Source organism: Maribacter zhoushanensis (genome assembly GCF_029350975.1).
GTDB classification, from domain to species: Bacteria; Bacteroidota; Bacteroidia; order Flavobacteriales; family Flavobacteriaceae; genus Maribacter; species Maribacter zhoushanensis.
Genome location: NZ_JARKMR010000005.1, coordinates 162,735 through 182,377 on the forward strand (window position 1 = coordinate 162,735; position 19,643 = coordinate 182,377).

18 protein-coding genes are annotated in these 19,643 nt (G+C 35.9%); 10 read left to right on the forward strand and 8 right to left on the reverse strand.

All coding sequences use genetic code 11. The features are described 5' to 3' along the window. Positions 1-239: 239 nt before the first annotated feature. The 6 genes from PXD56_RS15615 (at position 240) to PXD56_RS15640 (ending at position 9,170) form a co-directional block, all read left to right on the forward strand. Positions 240-647: an energy transducer TonB gene (locus PXD56_RS15615; protein ID WP_276494277.1), complete on the forward strand. Its 408-nt coding sequence runs from the start codon at positions 240-242 to the stop codon at positions 645-647. Positions 648-758: 111 nt separating this feature from the next. After that, a complete protein-coding gene (locus tag PXD56_RS15620; protein ID WP_276494278.1) occupies positions 759-1,727 on the forward strand; it encodes an MBL fold metallo-hydrolase in 969 nt (322 codons plus the stop codon). Between the two features lie 111 nt (positions 1,728-1,838). Next, positions 1,839-2,972 carry an amidohydrolase gene (locus tag PXD56_RS15625; protein ID WP_276494279.1) on the forward strand — a complete coding sequence of 378 codons (1,134 nt, stop codon included), beginning with the start codon at positions 1,839-1,841 and terminating at the stop codon, positions 2,970-2,972. Positions 2,973-3,009: 37 nt separating this feature from the next. Further along, positions 3,010-4,569 carry an arylsulfatase gene (locus PXD56_RS15630; protein WP_276494280.1) on the forward strand — a complete coding sequence of 520 codons (1,560 nt, stop codon included), beginning with the start codon at positions 3,010-3,012 and terminating at the stop codon, positions 4,567-4,569. 226 nt (positions 4,570-4,795) lie between these two features. Further along, entirely contained in the window at positions 4,796-7,987 is a 3,192-nt protein-coding gene (gene lacZ / locus PXD56_RS15635; RefSeq protein ID WP_276494281.1) for a beta-galactosidase, LacZ type, read from the forward strand. Positions 7,988-8,036: 49 nt separating this feature from the next. Then, a complete protein-coding gene (locus PXD56_RS15640) occupies positions 8,037-9,170 on the forward strand; it encodes a formylglycine-generating enzyme family protein (RefSeq protein WP_276494282.1) in 1,134 nt (377 codons plus the stop codon). A 6-nt stretch (positions 9,171-9,176) separates the two neighbouring features. Here PXD56_RS15640 and PXD56_RS15645 read toward each other — a convergent pair whose 3' ends face one another. Next, the gene (locus tag PXD56_RS15645) at positions 9,177-9,872 is read right to left on the reverse strand and encodes a LytR/AlgR family response regulator transcription factor (RefSeq protein WP_276494283.1); all 696 of its coding nucleotides are present in this window, start codon (positions 9,870-9,872) and stop codon (positions 9,177-9,179) included. Positions 9,873-10,092: 220 nt separating this feature from the next. Between PXD56_RS15645 and trxB the strand changes: the two genes are divergently transcribed. Further along, positions 10,093-11,070 (forward strand): thioredoxin-disulfide reductase, encoded by a 978-nt coding sequence (trxB, locus tag PXD56_RS15650; protein ID WP_276494284.1) that lies wholly within the window; start codon positions 10,093-10,095, stop codon positions 11,068-11,070. A gap of 70 nt (positions 11,071-11,140) precedes the next feature. Here the strand turns inward: trxB and PXD56_RS15655 are convergent, their stop codons facing one another. The 7 genes from PXD56_RS15655 to PXD56_RS15685 form a co-directional block, all read right to left on the reverse strand. Next, positions 11,141-11,587 (reverse strand): hypothetical protein, encoded by a 447-nt coding sequence (locus PXD56_RS15655; protein WP_276494285.1) that lies wholly within the window; start codon positions 11,585-11,587, stop codon positions 11,141-11,143. A 119-nt stretch (positions 11,588-11,706) separates the two neighbouring features. Then, a complete protein-coding gene (locus tag PXD56_RS15660; protein WP_276494286.1) occupies positions 11,707-12,759 on the reverse strand; it encodes a pyridoxal phosphate-dependent aminotransferase family protein in 1,053 nt (350 codons plus the stop codon). After that, positions 12,759-13,772: a dipeptide epimerase gene (locus tag PXD56_RS15665; protein WP_276494287.1), complete on the reverse strand. Its 1,014-nt coding sequence runs from the start codon at positions 13,770-13,772 to the stop codon at positions 12,759-12,761. The genes PXD56_RS15660 and PXD56_RS15665 overlap by 1 nt, the downstream gene beginning before the upstream one ends. A 90-nt stretch (positions 13,773-13,862) precedes the next feature. After that, positions 13,863-14,594, reverse strand: a complete 732-nt coding sequence (locus PXD56_RS15670; protein ID WP_276494288.1) for a head GIN domain-containing protein — start codon at positions 14,592-14,594, stop codon at positions 13,863-13,865. Positions 14,595-14,707: 113 nt separating this feature from the next. After that, a complete protein-coding gene (locus tag PXD56_RS15675; protein ID WP_276494289.1) occupies positions 14,708-16,498 on the reverse strand; it encodes a PspC domain-containing protein in 1,791 nt (596 codons plus the stop codon). Between the two features lie 2 nt (positions 16,499-16,500). Continuing rightward, entirely contained in the window at positions 16,501-16,836 is a 336-nt protein-coding gene (locus tag PXD56_RS15680) for a PadR family transcriptional regulator (RefSeq protein WP_036158368.1), read from the reverse strand. A 185-nt stretch (positions 16,837-17,021) separates the two neighbouring features. Then, the gene (locus PXD56_RS15685; protein WP_276494290.1) at positions 17,022-17,504 is read right to left on the reverse strand and encodes a DUF4870 domain-containing protein; all 483 of its coding nucleotides are present in this window, start codon (positions 17,502-17,504) and stop codon (positions 17,022-17,024) included. A 194-nt stretch (positions 17,505-17,698) separates the two neighbouring features. Between PXD56_RS15685 and PXD56_RS15690 the strand changes: the two genes are divergently transcribed. The 3 genes from PXD56_RS15690 to PXD56_RS15700 all read left to right on the forward strand — a co-directional run bounded on the left by PXD56_RS15690 (position 17,699) and on the right by PXD56_RS15700 (position 19,541). Then, a complete protein-coding gene (locus PXD56_RS15690) occupies positions 17,699-18,160 on the forward strand; it encodes a DUF4442 domain-containing protein (protein WP_276472913.1) in 462 nt (153 codons plus the stop codon). Between the two features lie 5 nt (positions 18,161-18,165). Beyond that, the gene (locus PXD56_RS15695; RefSeq protein ID WP_276494291.1) at positions 18,166-18,681 is read left to right on the forward strand and encodes a hypothetical protein; all 516 of its coding nucleotides are present in this window, start codon (positions 18,166-18,168) and stop codon (positions 18,679-18,681) included. Positions 18,682-18,743: 62 nt separating this feature from the next. Beyond that, positions 18,744-19,541: a TIGR00266 family protein gene (locus tag PXD56_RS15700; RefSeq protein WP_276494292.1), complete on the forward strand. Its 798-nt coding sequence runs from the start codon at positions 18,744-18,746 to the stop codon at positions 19,539-19,541. Positions 19,542-19,643: the final 102 nt, after the last annotated feature.

Below are 19,643 nucleotides of genomic sequence, written 5' to 3' on the forward strand. Positions count from 1 at the left end.
GCAAAATGGAAAAGTCTGTGTATACGTGCCTAAAGTCAGGTAGGTTTATAAAACTGGTAATCCCGATAGCTATCGGGAATGGACTTAGTTCTATAACAATAAAAAGTAAAACCCTCCCAGATTTGCCTTTTCCGTACAAGCGGTAATAAGTTTTAGCTATGACGGGTGTCACAGCCAGGACTATAAATAATTACCATACAACAATCATAACCAAGCTTTATAGCTAATTTAAAAACAACATGAAAAAATTAATTTTACTAGTTTCGTTTATATTTTCAAATTTTAATTTTGCTCAAATTAATAGTGAGTTGATAAATAAAACTATTAAAGAAAATCAGAATACTGCTAATTTTGACAGCATTTCTAAAATACTAGGCTATAAAGGAGGTGATATAGTGAGAGTGTCAACAATGTTCATAGTAACCAAAACAGGAGAAATAGACAGTATTGTGGCAAAAGGTCCTCATTCAATTTTTGAAAATGAGGCTATAAGGTTAATTAAAAAAATACCTCCGTTGAATCCGGCGGTTGTAAATGACACACAAATTAGTCAAAGATTTGCTCTTCCTATTAATTTTGTAATAGAAACCGAAAAACAAAGAAAAAAACGCATAAAAAGGGAATTGAAAGCGCTTAAAAACAAATAGAAACTTCCCAACAGATAATGGTTAGTAGACAGAAGGTTTGGGTACAAATTATGGATTACTATGAATCTATAATTCTAATCAATTATCGTTTTTGTACTTGATGAAAAATAAATGAAAAAACATATTTCAATACTAGCAGCATTAGTATTTATTTCTTGCGCAGATACAGTAGCAGCAAAGCAAACTACACAACAGGTGAAAACTAGTGTTCTAGAAGAAACTTCTATTGTTGTTCTTGGTAATGTTCAAGATGCTGGATCACCTCAAATTGCTTGTAAAAAAGAATGTTGTGAAGCTTTATTTGAACATCCAGATTCTCAAAGAAGAGTGGTGTCGTTAGGTTTGGTAGATACGGAGAATCAAAAGTCTTACATGTTTGAAGCTACCCCAGACATTGCACAACAAACGAAAATGCTAACCCAGTATACTGCAAATAGTACTAGTGAGCTAGTGAATGGAATCTTTCTGACCCACGCTCATATTGGTCATTATACCGGTTTAATGTATTTGGGTAAAGAGGCTATGGATGCTCGTGAAGCTCCGGTCTATGTCATGCCAAAAATGGAAGATTTTCTTCTGAACAATGGACCGTGGGATCAACTTGTTATCAGAAAAAATATTCGACTGCATAAAATGGTTGAGCAAGTTGCCATAAATCTATCCGATAAAATTAGTGTCACCCCAATATTGGTGACACATAGAGATGAGTATTCAGAGACTGTGGGGTATCATATTAAGGGTCCAAATAAAAGTGCACTGTTTATTCCTGATATAGATAAATGGGATAAGTGGAAGAAGAATATAATTGATGAAATACAAAAAGTAGATTATGCATTTTTAGATGCTACATTTTATAGCGGAAAAGAAATCAACAATAGAGATATTGCCGAAATTCCACATCCCTTTGTGGTAGAAAGTTTAGAGAAGTTCAAAGGGTTGAGCAAAACTGAAAAAAGCAAGATTGTTTTCATTCACTTTAACCATACCAACCCATTGTTAAATCCAAAAAGCGAAGAAAGCCAGTTCGTGCTTTCGCAAGGTTTTAAAATTGGAAGAATAAATGATGTCTTTAAGTTATAGTAGTTAAACTAATTTGTTTCTACTAATAAGAAATGGTTTTCAATAGCTATTGCACATTTTAGAACAAGCGCGTTACTACAAATTTTAGATTTAATAAGTATATTTAAATCTATGAATAAAACCTTGCTTCAGCTTAGAAAGCAGCTACACCAAAACCCTGAACTTTCAGGAAAGGAATATGAAACTGCAAAAAGCATTATTGAGTTTGTAAAAGAGTTTAATCCTACCCAAATAATAGAAGCTATTGGTGGGGCAGGAGTAGCGGTGGTTTATGATTTTGAAGAAAGCGGACCAACGGTGGTAATTAGGTGCGAGTTAGATGCTTTACCTATTGTTGAAGAAAATACATTTGCCCATAAGTCTGGTAATTACGGTGTGTCACATAAATGTGGTCATGACGGTCATATGACTATAGTAGCGGGTTTGGCGGAGTGGTTGTCAATGGCTGAATTTAAAAAAGGTAAAGTAGTTTTGCTTTTTCAACCCGCCGAAGAAACAGGAGAAGGTGCTGCCAAGGTTTTAGAAGATGAGCGATTTTTAAGCCTTGATCCAGATTATGTTTTTGCGCTTCATAATTTACCTGGAGAAAAGATGAATGCTGTCATTGTAAAATCAGGTTTTTTTTCAGCAACGGTACAAAGCTTCAGAATTCAATTGACCGGGAAGAAATCGCATGCTTCTGAGCCAGAAAACGGAGTAAATCCTGCTATTGCGGTAGCTGAATTAATTCAAGAAATACAATCGTTTACGAATGCAAATGCCAATAGTGCCGATTTTGCACTTCTGACGCCTGTTCATATCCATTTAGGAGAAAAGAATTATGGTATTTCTCCCGATAATGCAGAGCTACATTATACTATTCGAACTTGGAGCGGTGAGGTAATGTCGGCTCTAGAAAGTAAGATAAAACAAGCTGTTAGTAAAGTGTCAAACACGCATAAATTAAAGGCGGAAATAGATTGGTTCGAGTTTTTTCCAGCTTCCAATAATAATTCCGATTGTGTTTCATTAATTGAAAAAGCAGCGCATCAAAATAATCTTGAATTAGTAGAACATCCGAAGTCATTAAAATTCGGCGAAGATTTTGGGTGGTTTTCATCAAAATATAAAAGTGCTATTTTCGGTTTAGGGGCAGGGGAGCATCAACCTGCATTACATCATTCTGATTACGATTTTCCCGATGAGCTCATAGAAACGGGGCTTTTGATGTTTAAAGGTTTGATTACCGATATTTTAGGAAAATAGGTATCTTTAAGACAACCAACCTATTCCTATCAAAATAATGAAAAATCCATTTGTATTAATTTTTGTTTTTACTGCATTTTTATCATGTAAAAGTGAAAAGAAAGTTGAAGAGTCAACGGCTCAAAAACCGAATATTATTTACATTTTGGCAGATGATTTAGGTTATGCCGAAATTGGTGCCTTTGGTCAAGAAAATATAGAAACGCCCAATATAGATGCCTTGTCAAAAGAAGGCATGATTTTTACACAACATTATTCAAGCGCACCGGTATGCGCACCAGCCAGGTATATGTTTTTAACCGGTAAACATGCCGGTAATTCTTTTATTCGTGGTAATGATGAATGGAACGACCGTGGCGATGTTTGGAACTATGAAGCCATGGCAAGAGATTCTACGTTAGAAGGGCAGCGACCTGTTCCGAAAGGAACAAAGACAATTGCTAATTATTTAAAAGATGAAGGGTATAAAACTGGTTTGGTTGGTAAATGGGGGTTAGGTGCTCCGCATACGCATTCCATTCCCAATGAAATGGGATTCGATTTTTTCTATGGTTTTAATTGTCAACGACAGGCGCATACCTACTACCCATTGCATTTGTACAAGAATAGAAATCGTGTGCATTTGGCGAATGACACCGTAGCGCCAAGTTCACCCTTCCCAAAAGGCTTAGATCCAAAGAATCCAGAAAGTTATAAAGACTATACGCTATCGGATTACGCTCCAGACTTAATGTTTAAGGAGCTTACGGGCTTTGTAGATGAAAATAAAGATAATCCGTTTTTCTTGTATTGGGCAACGCCCATACCGCATGTAGCATTACAAGCGCCGCAACGTTGGGTAGACTATTACAAGAAGAAATTTGGACCAGAAGAACCGTATTTGTCTGGTGAGGGTAACGGTTATTTTTCGCACCAGACTCCCCATGCCGCTTATGCCGCCATGGTTTCTTATTTTGATGAGAATATAGGTAAGTTGGTGCAGCAGTTAAAAGACGAAGGTATTTATGATAATACCTTGATCGTGTTTACTTCAGATAACGGGCCAAGTTATGCGGGCGGAGCAGATCCTACATTTTTTGAAAGTGCAAAACCTTTTGACGCTGAGTATGGAAAGGGAAAAGGATTTGTGTATGAAGGTGGTATTCGTGTACCTACGTTCTTTACATGGCCAGGAAAGATTGAACCAGGTACCACAAGTGATCATGCCTCTGCACACTATGATATGTTGGCAACTTTTGCAGATATGTTAGCATTTGAAAAACCAACAACAGACGGAATTAGTTTGTTGCCTACATTACTAGGAGAAGAGAATCAGACAGCGCATGAATTTATGTATTGGGAATTTCCTGAATATGGCGGGCAAATAGCTATTAGAATGGGTGATTGGAAGGTAGTTCGCCAACATTTAAAAGATGATGAACAGCCCACATTAGAACTCTACAATTTAAAAGATGATCCTACCGAAAAATATAATATTGCCAACGAACATCCTGAAATTTTAGAACAAGCGGCTGAGATATTTAAAAAAGAACATACCAAACCGGAAACTGAACGTTTTCAAATTCCACTGCTAGAGAACGGGTTATTAAGTGATTAAGTAAGTTCATTGATAAATACCATAATTATATGAAGCTGTCAGAGGTTTGATGGTTTTTAGATGTACAAGTTTAGTTGTATTTTGCAATGATGAAATTATAGGTAGTACATAATAATTAATGTGCTAAAATGTGAATTTCATTTATTCTGATTGGCAAACATGAGAAATCACTATAATATTAGTGATTTTGTATGCTTTGAAACTAACACACTTGAACAACTAGAACATGAAAAATTGTATTAAAATTTGCGTACTCGGCATCTTTTTATTCACTGCATTTGTAACGGCACAAGCTCCTAAATGGGAAAATCCTGAATGGGAGAATCCAGAAATATTTCAGATCAATAGAGAAGAACCAACGGCATCTTTATATCGTTATGAGGATGAACAAACTGCTTTGGTAAATGAAAGTTGGGAGAATTCTTCATTTTATCAGTCTTTAAATGGAGAATGGCTATTTAATTATGCTGCAAGTGTACCAGAACGTCCAACTACTTTTTTTAAAACTGATTATGATACTTCAAGTTGGGGTAAGATAAACGTTCCGTCTAATTGGGAATTGGAAGGTCATGGTACACCAATATATACCAATGTTGTATATCCATTTCCAAAGAATCCACCATTTATTCCTCACGATATCAACTCCGTAGGTAGCTATAAACGCAGTTTTAAAACTCCTGAAAACTGGAAAGATAAAGAGGTCTATTTACATTTTGGTGGTGTAAGTGGTGCTATGTACGTATACGTGAACGGAAAAAAGGTTGGGTATAGCGAGGGCAGTAAGACTCCAGCTGAATTTCATATCAACAAGTATTTAAAAGAAGGTACAAATGATTTGGCTGTTCAGGTATTACGATGGTCTGATGCTAGTTATTTAGAAGATCAGGATTTTTGGCGTTTAAGCGGTATTGACAGAGATGTGTATTTGTATGCGACCAATAAGGCTACCATAAAAGATTATACGGTGGTGGCAGATTTAGATGATACATACACCAATGGTAAATTCAGTTTAGATTTAAAAGTAGCGAATACAGGCAAGAAACAGAAGGGGTCTCAAGTAGAAGTAACTTTGCTAGATGGTGCCAATGAAGTTTTTAAGGTAAACCAAAACATAGCTATTGTTGAAAGCACAACTACAGTAAAATTTGCTCAAGAAATAGCAAATGTGAAAACATGGAATGCGGAGAATCCTAATCTCTACACATTGCTATTTACTCTAAAGGATAAGAACGGGAATACAACCGAGGCTATAAGTTCTAAAGTTGGATTCAGAAAAATAGAAATCAAGAACAATCAGTTTTTAGTGAACGGCATGCCTGTATTGATTAAAGGCGTAAATCTGCATGACCATGATGAAGTCACCGGTCATGTCATTAGCGAAGAAGTTACCTTGAAAGATATGCAGGTAATGAAGCAAAACAATATCAATGCTATACGCTGTAGTCATTATCCTAAAAATGAGTTTTTCTATAGAATGGCAGATAAGTACGGCTTTTATGTAGTTGATGAAGCCAATATTGAAATTCATGGTATGGGTGCCACCAATCAAGGTTTAGATGGTGATGAAGCGGCAATTGCCATTCACCCGGCATATCGTCCAGAGTGGAGAGAAATGCATTTAGACAGAACGATCCGTATGTTCGAGCGCGATAAAAATTACACATCTATTGTTACTTGGTCTTTAGGAAATGAAGCCGGTAATGGACAAAATCTTTTTGATACCTATGATTGGTTGAAGGCTCATGATACTACAAGACCCGTACAATATGAAGGAGCAACAAACTTCTCTAATACAGATATACAAGCGCCTATGTACGCAAGAGTTGATCAAACTATTGCGTATGCAGAAAATAACCCGAAAAGACCCTTAATTCAGTGCGAATATGCACATGCAATGGGTAATAGTGTAGGTAATCTACAAGAATATTGGGATGTCATAGAAAAGTATGACGTATTACAAGGTGGTTTTATTTGGGATTGGGTAGACCAAGGTTTAAAAGCTACCAACGAAGATGGTGTAGAATTTTATGCTTTTGGAGGCGATTTAGGCGGAGCCGAATTACAAAACGATAATAATTTCTGCTTAAACGGTTTGGTAGATCCTGATCGCTCGGCACACCCAGCTTTATATGAAGTGAAGAAAGTATATCAATATGTGAAGTTTAATGCTGAGAACCCTAAATCGGGAATTATCAGTTTAAAGAATATGTATGATTTTACCAACCTTTCTGAATACAGTTTTTCATGGAGATTATTGGAAAATGGGGTAGAAGTAGGTAAAGGAAATATTTCTGATGTTGATATTGCTCCTTACAAAACCAAGGAGGTTCAAATAGGCTTGCCAGAATTAGTAAATGAAAATTCTGAGTATCATTTGAATGTATATATGACTACAAAGAAGGAAAGTACGTTAATTCCTGAGCACTTTTTATTGGCATATGAGCAGTTTCAATTAACAGATTTTAAGCCATCTGTTTTTAAAGAGAATATTGAGGGATTAAAGGTGGCAAAAAAGGAAGATGTCGTTACCATATCAGGTGACGGATTTGAAATAGGTTTCAACAGTAAAAATGGAACATTGTCTTCTATAGATTATGGTCAAGGAAATCTATTACAAAAAGGACCTTCAGTAAATTTTTGGCGCGCACCTAATGATAATGATTATGGGTACAATATGCCAAAGCGTTTAAAGAAATGGAAAGATGCTACAGATACTCAAAACCTTAAGAGTTTTATAGTCAATTCTAATGATGGTAAAAAGATTTTAGATGCAGTAAAACTAACGTCCAACCCATTTAAAATTAAAAACGATTTACAGTTGAACGCCACATATAGTTTGCCTTCGGTAAATGGAGAGGTGAATGTGGTGTATACCATTAATACGAAAGGAGAAATTCTGGTAAGCACAAAACTGTCGGGTATTGAAAGTGATTTGCCAATCATCCCGAGGTTTGGAAACAATCTTATTATAGATAATAGCTACGACCAAGTAGAATGGTATGGTAGGGGAGAACATGAAAATTATTTAGACCGTAATACCTCTGCCTTGGTAGGTGTATATAATGCTAAAGTATCAGATTTGTATTTCAAATATATACGTCCGCAAGAAAATGGGAACAGAACAGATATTAGAACCTTGTCATTTGAAAATAACTTAGGAAAAGGAATAAAGATTACCGCTCCAGAATTGTTCTCATTTAGTGCACATCACCAGTTAAATTCAGACTTTGATGAAGGCATGGAAAAAAGACAACAGCACACCTATGATATCCCTACAAGAGATTTGATCAATATTAATATAGATCATAGTCAAATGGGTGTTGGTGGTGATAATAGCTGGGGATTGTTACCAATGGAGAAATATCAGATTAAACCAGAAAATCTTTCGTTTGAGTATGTTATAAGCCCGATTCGTTAAAATCTTAGTATTGATAAAATTATTAAATAGGAGGAAGTATATTTAGCGTATGAATAAAAGTGTACAGTTTTTAGGCTTGGGTTTATTGGTGTTAAGTATGGCAAACTGCAAGCCGGAAACCAAGAATAATGTAACAAAAGAGGAAGTTAATGCAAAGGTGGAAAAGCCTGCTCAAGTAAATGAGCATACGCTTGTAACAGAGAGACCAAAAGCAGTTACCACACCAGAGGGTATGGTTTGGGTTTCTGGAGCAACTTTTAAGCAAGGTGCTGTTACTAGTGATAAAATGGCAATGGATCATGAAAAACCAGCTATAGAGGTTATGGTAGATGGTTTTTTTATGGACGCCACAGAAGTGACCAACGCCCAATTTGCAGCATTTGTGAAAGCAACGGGTTATGTAACAGTAGCTGAAAAAGGTATTGATTGGGAAGAATTAAAAAAACAAGTACCTGCAGGCACTGTAAAACCTCATGATTCCATTCTAAAACCAGGGTCGCTTACGTTTAAAAAAGCAAAATCTTCTGTACCTAACTTATATGATTTTTCACAATGGTGGAACTGGACTATTGGTGCGGACTGGAAACACCCTAACGGACCAAAAAGTAGTATTAAGGGCAAAGATAATTATCCTGTAGTGCAAGTGTCTTATGAGGATGCGTTGGCATATTGTAAATGGGCAAATAGACGTTTACCTACTGAGGCGGAGTGGGAGCTGGCATCAAGGGCAGGTTCTAATGGTACAATATATAATTGGGGCGATGATGTTTCTGTTTTAAAAGAAAAAGCAAATACCTGGGAGGGTGAATTTCCTGTAGAAAATACATTGACAGATGGGTTTGAATTACGTGCCCCTGTAAAATCGTATCCGCCAAATGCGTACGGATTGTATGATATGGCAGGTAACGTTTGGGAGTTGACGAGCGATTGGTATAATACCAAGTACTATAAAGACACTAAAGCAAAAAATACGGTTTTAATAAACCCAAAAGGAGCAGAAAATCCATTTACACCAAATAACCCACTTGCAAAGGAACGCGTAATTAAAGGAGGTTCTTTTTTGTGTAGCGCATCATACTGTGCTAGTTACAGGGTTTCAGCAAGAATGGGTTCAAGTATGGACTCTTCATTAGAGCATACAGGCTTTAGAACTGTTGCTACCGTAGACATGATTACGGAATAATTTTCGCTAATCAATGCAATTTAAAAGCTGGTCTAACTCTACTATTTTGGCTCGGCTAATCGGTATTTTCTTATTCTTGATCTCTAAGAACTCGTGGTTGTAGCGTTCCACCATTTTAAGGTTAGCGATGTAAGATTTGTGTATTCTAATGAATTTATCGGCTTCTAGTCTTTTATTAAAAGCGCTCATGGTAGAAAGAATAACATAGTTGCGTTCTTCGGTTACTACCTTAACATAATCGCCTAAAGCTTCTACATATAAAATACCATGTACATTAAGTTCCACCTGCTTAAGATTGTGCTTAACCACTAATTTACTCTCAGGTTGTTTCTTTTTAATAGCTTTTACCTTGTCGATGGCTTTGGTGATAGCGGCATCAAATCTAGAGTTGCTAAAAGGTTTTAAAAGAAAATCGGTAACATTGAACTCAAATGCTTCAAGAGCATATTTTTGATCGTGACTGGTTATAATGACTTGAGGAGTTATTTTTAAACCTGCTAAAAACTCAAATCCGTTCATTGCTGGCATTTCAATATCAAGAAACAAAAAATCTATCTTTTGGTCATTTACCTGAGTCAAACTCTCACTTGTAGCACTTGAAGAATGTACAAGTTTTAAATTTTTATTTTTATCTATAATTTGCTCTAGAAGTTTCCTTTGTATGTGGGAATCTTCTATAATAGCACATTTAAAAGTTTTCATTCTAAAATAATATAAGTTCTACTATACATACGTAAAGAATGGGGGAAAGTTCATTTTTTCTAAATTTTATTTGCTCTTAATGTTAGAAAAACAGGCGAAAAATAGTAAATAGTTATCTTTATAGCTAATATTCGTATAAAAACTTTTGATAACTATATTGTAAGTTTTTAGCTCAAAAACCTACTTTTGTTGTAGAGAATTAATAGAACCACTTGATATTATGTCTGATAAAATAGAACGTGTAAAAACATTGATTATAGGATCTGGTCCTGCAGGTTATACAGCTGCAATATATGCTGCCCGTGCAGATTTAAAACCTGTTATGTACACAGGTATGGAGCCAGGCGGACAATTGACTACCACTACAGAAGTAGATAACTTTCCTGGATACCCAGAGGGTATTGATGGTCCTACGATGATGGTACAATTGCAACAACAAGCTGAGCGTTTTGGTACCGAGGTTAGAATTGGTATGATTACTTCAGTGGAGTTTTCAAAAGAAAAAGGGGGAATCCATAAGGTGGTTGCCGATAATGATAAGCAAATAGAAGCTGAAACTGTTATTATTTCTACAGGTGCATCTGCTAAATATCTAAATATACCTAGTGAGCAACGTTTACGTGGCGGTGGGGTATCTGCTTGTGCGGTTTGTGATGGCTTTTTCTATAAAGGTCAAGATGTAGCAATCGTTGGTGCGGGTGATACTGCGGCAGAAGAAGCGTCTTACTTGGCTAACATTTGTAACAAAGTTACCATGTTGGTACGTAGAGATGAGATGAGAGCTTCTAAAGCAATGCAGCACAGGGTACATAGCATCAAAAATATCGATGTACGTTACAATACTGAAGTTGATGAAGTTTTAGGTGAGCAGGTTGTTGAAGGTTTACGTATGGTAAACAACCAAACAGGTGAAAAAGAAGAAATTGCTATTACTGGTATCTTTATCGCAATTGGTCATAAACCAAATACCGATATATTCAAAGGTCAATTAGATATGGATGAAACTGGCTACCTTATTACAGAAGGTAAGTCTACCAAAACTAATTTACCAGGTGTTTTTGCTAGTGGCGATGCGCAAGATAAAGAGTATAGACAAGCTGTTACTGCAGCAGGTTCAGGTTGTATGGCTGCCTTGGATGCAGAGCGTTACTTGGCATCTATAGGTTCTGTTGAAGAAGCTGTGGCAGATAAGTACTAGAATGCAAAGAATTAGAATACAAAAGAGCCCATTCATTAGAATGGGCTCTTTTTTTGTTTTATAAAATTAACTAATCTATTCTAACATAGTTTTCCGAGAATGTTCTGTTACCTTCCTCATCTAAGCTTATTTGACTAAACCTATCATCGCTTAATTGAAGTTCAAAAGTGAAAATACGCATGGTGTCCATGGCTTGGATCATTTCGTTATCTCCGTATTCTAAGGTTTCCATGAGTTGGTCATCTGTAATGTTATAAGTGCCGTAACCGAACCTGCCTACTTTATCAACAGGTACATATCTGCTCCACATGATTTTTCCGTTATAATACATTTTAACCTGCCTGTACCCATCAGTTGTAGGTACGGTATCAATAACTTGTTGTCCGTCGTAATTATAAAAACTCTCTAGCTCCCATGTGCCTTGAATGGAATGCATGTAGTTTTCATTAATAGAATTTGTAGAGGCTGCTGAAACCAAAAGAAGCATCAACAATACCAAACCTATAATTTTTTTCATAGTGATAAGGTGTTAGTTAATAAAAGAGTTGAATGTTACTAAAAAGATACGAATTAATTATTAGAATTTGATAAAATATATAGCAAATAATTGAGAATAATGCAATGATAATTAGTTAATTATGCTAATTTAGGGTTGATGGTAGGGAAGGAATTTAGAATATAGCAAAGACTTAAAATGTCTTGTTTTGTGTGTGAAGCGCTTAAAACTATACGACTCATTAAAGAATCCTTTTCTGTGGGATACCTGAAATTTGTAACTATAATTCCGTTTTCCTCCAGATAGGTAGCTAGTGATTCATTTTGAAAATTAAAGCTAGGATGCCCCTCTGCAAAGACAAAAATAGAAGGAGTTGATAATTTTGATAAAAAGAGCACGGTATTCTTTTGTAATTGAGCTCTTTTTAAATTGATAAGTTCTTCGGCATCTTTCAAAGTTGCCAATGAAGCAGGTGTAGCTGGGCTTGCACCACCAAAAAAAGGAGTTTGCTTTAATTGATAAATTCTCTTTGAGTTTCCAAATACGGCACCTGCCTGTATACCAAACCCTTTTCCTAAGGAGCAAGAAATCAATAGCTCTTTTGGTTGTAGAGATTGAAGAAATCTAAAGCTGCCGCCACCGTTCTTACCGGTAATTGCTATACCGTGAGAATCATCTACAACTAGAATTATATCTTTAAGAGGCAAGTTATCAAGGAATCTATAATCCGGATAGTTGTCACCATGAAAATCAATACTATCTAAAAACAGGACAGCTATCTTGTTAGTATTCTTTTTAATAGCATTTTCAAGCGCGGTCCAACTTTTAAATACTTCTTGTTGATTTCTATGTAATGCAGAATGGGTATTTGGAGCGTAAAATAATTGATGATCTGTATTACTAAAATAATCACATACCAATTGCCCTGCTAAATAACCAGAAGACATGGTAATGCAACTTTCGCTGCCTACTAGTTTTGCCAGATGGGTATCGACTTCATCAAAAATGGAAATTTTAATATTAGATTTACGTGAAGCACTATAAGCGGTACCATATTTCTTTATATTATTGATGAAAAGCGATTGAAATTCAGCATTGGTCTGTAACCCTAAATAAGAAGTGCCACCAAAGTATAGGTATTCTTTACCGCTAACGCTAATAGTTCTATCAGGAAATTCATCAATAGTAAACATTAATCTAACAATTGAACACCGCTACCGGCAAGTTTTGGGAAAATAACTTTTCCGTCAGGTTCAATATGAACACCCTTTGCAATATCACTTTTTAATAATAAAGCACCGTCCATATCAACGTAATCTAATTGTGAGATCAGCTGTGCTATTGCCGATATACCAACGGTAGATTCTGTCATGCAGCCCACCATTACGCTTATTCCCAATTCTTTAGCTTTCTTAATCATGCGTAGGGCAGGGGTGAGTCCGCCACACTTGGTTAGTTTAATATTTATCCCACTAAAATGTAAAGCGCATTTTTCCACATCACTTTCTACAATACAACTTTCATCAGCAATTACGGGTAACACGCTATGGTGCATAACCTCTTCCATACCAGACCAATCATCTGCTTTTAGCGGTTGCTCTAAAAATTCGACTCCCAATTCTTTTAATAATGGTGCATTGTGTATGGTCTCTTGTGCCGTCCATGCACAGTTGGCATCTATTCTAAAAATAGCATCGGTATGTTTTCTTAATTCACGAACAATAGCGACATCATCGCTAGTGCCTAATTTAATTTTATAAATAGGCCATGGCATTTCTTGCATTTTTGCCAACATAACATCAATAGATGCAATGCCAATTGTGTAGTTGGTTGTTGGGTAGTTTTTTATACTTGTGCCCCAAATTTCATATAATGGCTTACCAAGTAATTTTCCATACAGATCATGGGCAGCCAAGTCTAGAGCACAAATAGCAAAATTTGATAAGCCTTTACGTACTAAAAAGGCATGAAAAACTTCTGGAGTAGTAAATTCAAATGATTCAATATCAGATACAATGGCATTGATTTCATCCATCATGCTCTGTGTAGTGATTTTGTAATACGGATTGGAGGTGGCTTCGCCATACCCGGTTTTACCATCTAAAGATAAAGATGCAATCATAGTATCTTGAAAATCATGAGATTCTCTAGAGATACTGAAGGTATGTTTTAGCGGTAATGTATATTTTTTAAGGTGTACTTGCATACCACTAATATACAGATTAGGGGTATACAAAAAAATGAAAACCCACTGATATTTCAGTGGGTTTCAATGTTGAATTGATTGAGGAATATTTTAGTATTTGTGTACGCTACCAGAAACCGATTTGTTTTTTTGAACAGAAGGATCACCAACGTAAGAGATATTACCTCCGCTTGAAGCCTCTGCCGTTAAATTATCAGTAACGTCAATGCTAATATTTGCACCGCTGCTTGCGTCTGCGTTAGCAACTAAAGTTGATAAATCTTTAGCTCTTACATTAGCACCGCTACTGGCATCTACATAAACTTCTTTAGCTGTACCTTCTAAAGAGATATTTGCACCGCTGCTGGCATCTATATCCATATTGGTAACAAGCACATTGGCATTGATAATGGCACCGCTACTAGCATCGACCTCTAGTTTATCTGACTGAATTTTATTCTCGGTAGTCAAATGAGCTCCACTAGATGCTCGTAAACTAGTAACATTTGGCATGGTTACATATACTTTTTTGGTTGCTCTACCAATATTCTCTATACTGTGAATTCTTAATTTTCCGTTTTTAATATCGGTGCCAATTAAGTCAATGATATTTTCATCTGCTTCAACTGCAATATCAAAATCAGGACCTTGGGTAACAAATACTTCTAAACCTTCAGCGCTAGAGATTTCTGTAAATTCACCTGTAATCTCTCTAGTTTCTTCAACGACTACACCGTTACCTTTTTCGCCAGATCCAAAATCTCCGAAGTTAATGTCAAAGCCACAAGATGAAAGTAATAGGGCTAATACAAGTGCTACTGTTATTCTTACTAATGTTGTCATGATTGTTCGTTTTTTGATTGATTACTATGTTATGATGATGTAAAAATGATTGTTTTTTAATTCCTTTTATATTTATAAATACTGAATTGTTGTTTTAGATGTCTGAACTGTAGTTAGTTGATACTATCATTAGTATCTACCTTTACGCCGTTCTGATCTAACTTCATTTTAAACGATTCTCCATTATCGTTAACGTCAATGTCTATTCCGTTTTCGTTGATGATGATTTTACCTTTGTCACCATTATCGTTGATATTAATGTCGATACCATTTTCATTGATATTGATGCGATTAGAACTGTCGTCATCTTCATTGTTCATTTCAATGAATTCAGGACAATCTTGACATTCAAGCTCACCGCTTTCGGTCATTTTCCAAATGTACCCTTCAAGACCTTCAACATCCCTATCCGTATTAACCGTGGTAATCCAATCTCTAGAATTTGTCTGATCATAGGTTAAAATTGTACCTACGGGTAAAAATATGTTTACACGAACTTCCTGGTCTTTAAACTTAGGGCCTTGTGTGGTCAAATAATCATCAAAAGAGATAGTATTGCCGTTTACTTCATATTCATAAACAATCTGACTGGCGATATCTTTTGCCTCTCTGTTGGATGGACCATCAGCCTCTTTTCTAATTTGAACACGAACCAAGGAGTCTTTAGACTTACGAATTCGGAATCTAACATCATCGGAAACCAACACCTTATTGCCAGCTTCGTCATAAGAAATAAAGGTGTCGCCCATGTGCATATCCTTTTCGTAATCGTACTCATCTGTAGACACTAATCTAATATTTAAAGTGTCTGTAGGTATCACTGTGGTAATCTCTTGTTCAACAGATGTGCTACCGGTATAGGCGTGTGCCGCAGCTTCTCTAATACCAAAGATGACCAAACATATAATTGATATCAACCATAGACCTAACAATGAGAATTTAGCAACGGTACCAATTGATTTTAAATTGTTTACCAATATTTTTAATCCTAAGTACATTAAGAAGAAAAACGGAATACCTATAGCAAAAAATGCCAATAAAGATACAACCCAAATAGGGAGGTTGGTAGAATTTACAACATTGTAGAAATCAATACCAGGTACATGAATGATATCTAAAATACCAACGGTGAACATGCCTACAAAAAGTCCTATCAATGTAGCAGCACCAATGATAACTAAAAGAATACCAATGAATTTGCCAAAGATTTTGAAAAGAAACATTACGATATCACCAAAGGTGTCAAAAATCGTTTTACCTCCTTTTTTGACGGTGTCTCCTACTTTTTCATAGTCTACACTTTTTACACGATCCGCTACGTCATCAAAACCCTCTTTAACTTTACGTTCAATATTACTGATATTCACAGTTTCGCCGCTCATATCTAATTTTTGAGCGGTAGTTTTCGCTTCAGGTATAAGGATCCAAAGAAGACCATAGATAAAGATGAATCCTCCCCAAGTGAAAATAGTCAAGAAAATCCATAGTAAACGTATCCATAACGGGTCAATACCAAAGTAATGCGCTAATCCTGCAGATACACCGGCAACGTATTTCTTTTCAGTGTCTCTGTATAATTTCTTTACTCTTTCTTTAGTGAATGAAGACTTCGCCTTTGGTTCATCTTCAAAGATATCTTCGTCAACCATATAATCTTCAGGTTGCCCCATTATAGCGATAACTTCATCTACTTCTTTCTGAGTGATAACCTGTCTTTCATTCTCTAATTTGTCATGAAAAAGTTCGGCTATACGAGCTTCTATATCTGCAATGATTTCATCGCTGCCCGGTGTGTTGGCAAAAGAACGTTTTACAGATTCTAAATACCTACGCATTATATTGTATGCCTCTTCGTCTATATGGAAGAGCATGTTTGCTAAATTTATATTTACTGTTTTGTTCATGATTAGCTGTTTTTTGAGTTGGTTACCAGGTTGGTGGCTTTTCTTAATTCGTCCCAAGTGGTATCTAATTCTTTAAGGAATATTTTACCGGTCTCGGTTAGTGTATAGTATTTTCTTGGTGGTCCAGAAGTAGATTCTTCCCAACGGTAGTTCAGAAGTCCTGCATTCTTTAACCTGGTCAATAGCGGATAAATAGTACCTTCCACTACAAGCATTTTTGCATCTTTTAGCGTAGCTAAGATTTCAGAAGCATACTTATCATGCCCATTTAAAATGGACAGGATACAATACTCCAAAACCCCTTTACGCATTTGTGCTTTTGTATTTTCTACATTCATAATCTCTTTTTGCTTTTTATGCAGTCCCGCTTTCGGAGGGGATTGCTCCATTGTCTCTGTTGTCTGCATAGGTTAACTGTTCGTTTTTTGTTCGATGAATAAACATCCTGATTGATTTTTTTTGATTGATTAATAAACTCTTAAGGGTGTGATGAATACCCGATATATAATGTAAGCTGATGATGCTATTTAATAAATTTTATAGTGAAGGGATATTCAAAAACTTCTCCTTCATTTGTTTTTATAGTTGCTAATATGGTATATACTATGTTGATGATAAATAAGGCTGATTGAGCCAAACCAAGTAATGCTACAGGTATCATCCAAGGACCGAATAAGTCGTCTGTGTCAAAATTAAAATTGATACTGTTGAAACTATGAACATTCACTAATCCGAAATTATCAAAGTCGAAAATGTTTGGTAGAAATCCGCCTAAGAAAAATGGAATACTGACCATACCTACAAGAATAGAGTAGAGCAGTATGCTAATTTGAAAGTTCAAAGCTTGTTTACCGTTGTGGTCTACAAACTCATATTCTTTTTTATTCGCCGTCCATAATACCAAAGGAATGATGAAGTTCCCAAACGGAATAAAGAACTTAGAGAACGTGCTTGCATGAATAAGTGCAGAGAGGTTTCTTTCGTGTTTTGTTACTGATTCTGTCATGATTGATTCGTTACTGATGATGATTGATTTTAATACTATGCGAAAGCTAATTACTTAGATTACCTATTAACTTCCTATGCAAATATATGTCTAAAAAAAGGTACTATGTAACGCATAGTACTAATATTTAACAATATTTTAACATTTTAGAATGGTGTAAATAATGGCTATTTTTATCGAAATTTTCAGATAAAATGGCGGTAACACCTAGTAAAATCAATATGTTTTCATTTTTTAAACTACCGTCTGCATGGTGGTGCGGGGTACGTTTAAAAGAAATTGACAAAAACCGTTCAGTAGTGACGGTAAAGCACAGATGGTTCAATCAGAATCCGTTTAATTCCATGTTTTGGGCAGTGCAGGGTATGGCGGCAGAATTAACAACTGGGGCATTAATGATAGATCAAATTGAAGCAACAGGAAAGAAAATCTCCATGTTGGTGGCGAATAATACCGCAAATTTTTCTAAGAAAGCTACAGGTAGAATTACATTTACTTGTGAAGACGGACACTTAATTAAAGAAGCTTTGGATAAAACGATTGCAACCGGAGAAGGACAAACCATTTGGATGAAATCTGTAGGAGTGAATACAGATGGAGTAGTGGTAAGCACATTCAAGTTTGAATGGACGGTGAGGTTAAAGCAGAAAAAATAAATGGAATGAAAGAAGGGGTACAGTTTAAGGAAACGCAAAAATTTACGCAATGGTGGTTGTGGTTGATTATACTTGCTCCAATAATTTTAGCAGTTTTGAATATTTTAAGTAGTATTCTATATGTATTTAGCGGTTTTTCTTCCGTTGATTCAGAAAATGTAAGTGTATCTTGGATATCGGGTAGGGTATCCACTATTCAATTTATCTACTTTTTAATTTATGTAGGGACCATATTATTTTTGGCATTATCTAAACTTAAAGTTGTCGTATCAAATAATGAAATAAAAATTCGTCATCTATTATTCTTCAAAAGAGTAATCAACCTAAGTGATATTAATGAGTCTAAAAATATCGATTATGATTTTGTAGGATATGGAATCAGAAAAACTAAAAAATACGGTACTGTCTATAATGTAAAGGGTAAAGAAGGAGTTGCCATAACACTGACTACTGGTAAAAAATACCTTATTGGCTCGCAAAAGTCAGAACAGTTTTTGAAATCTCTTTCAAAAAATAATTGATTTGATGTAACAAAACGTCTACTTCCTGCAACTAATAAGCATCAATCAAAAACAATATACAAATGAACGCACACGAAATAGACTACGAGATTTTTGGAGAAGAAATGCAATACGTTGAAATAGAGCTAGACCCGCAAGAAGCAGTTGTTGCCGAAGCAGGTAGCTTTATGATGATGGATACCGATATTAAAATGAGTACCATTTTTGGTGATGGTAGCAACCAAGACAATAGCGTTTTAGGTAAAATATTTTCTGCTGGAAAAAGAATGTTGACCGGCGAAAGTCTGTTCATGACGGCATTTTTAAATATAGGTCAGGGTAAAAAGCAAGTAAGTTTTGCTTCTCCGTATCCTGGTAAAATTCTACCAATTGACCTTTCTGAAATGGGTGGTCGTTTCGTTTGCCAAAAAGATGCCTTTTTATGTGCAGCACAAGGAGTATCCGTTGGCATTGAGTTTTCAAAGAAATTGGGTCGCGGACTCTTTGGTGGCGAAGGTTTCATCATGCAAAAACTAGAGGGTGACGGAATGGCTTTCGTTCATGCTGGTGGTACACTGGCAAAAAAGACTTTGGCACCTGGTGAGGTTATAAAAGTTGATACCGGTTGTATTGTAGGTTTTACCAAAGATGTAGATTACGATATTGAATTTGTAGGCGGAATAAGAAATACAGTTTTCGGTGGAGAAGGCTTATTCTTTGCAACCCTTCGTGGACCGGGAACAGTATATATTCAATCCTTACCATTCAGTCGTTTGGCAGGTAGAGTGCTGGCATCTATACCAAGAGGAGGAAAGGATAAAGGAGAAGGTAGTATTCTTGGTACGCTAGGAGATATTGTTGGTGGAGATACTAGGTTTTAAGATTTAAGGACAAGGTAAAGAGTACAAAGTAGGGGTACAAAGTGAAAAGTACAAAGTATTAAGTACTAAGTCTAAAGTTAGAAGCGTGAAAATAGAGTATAG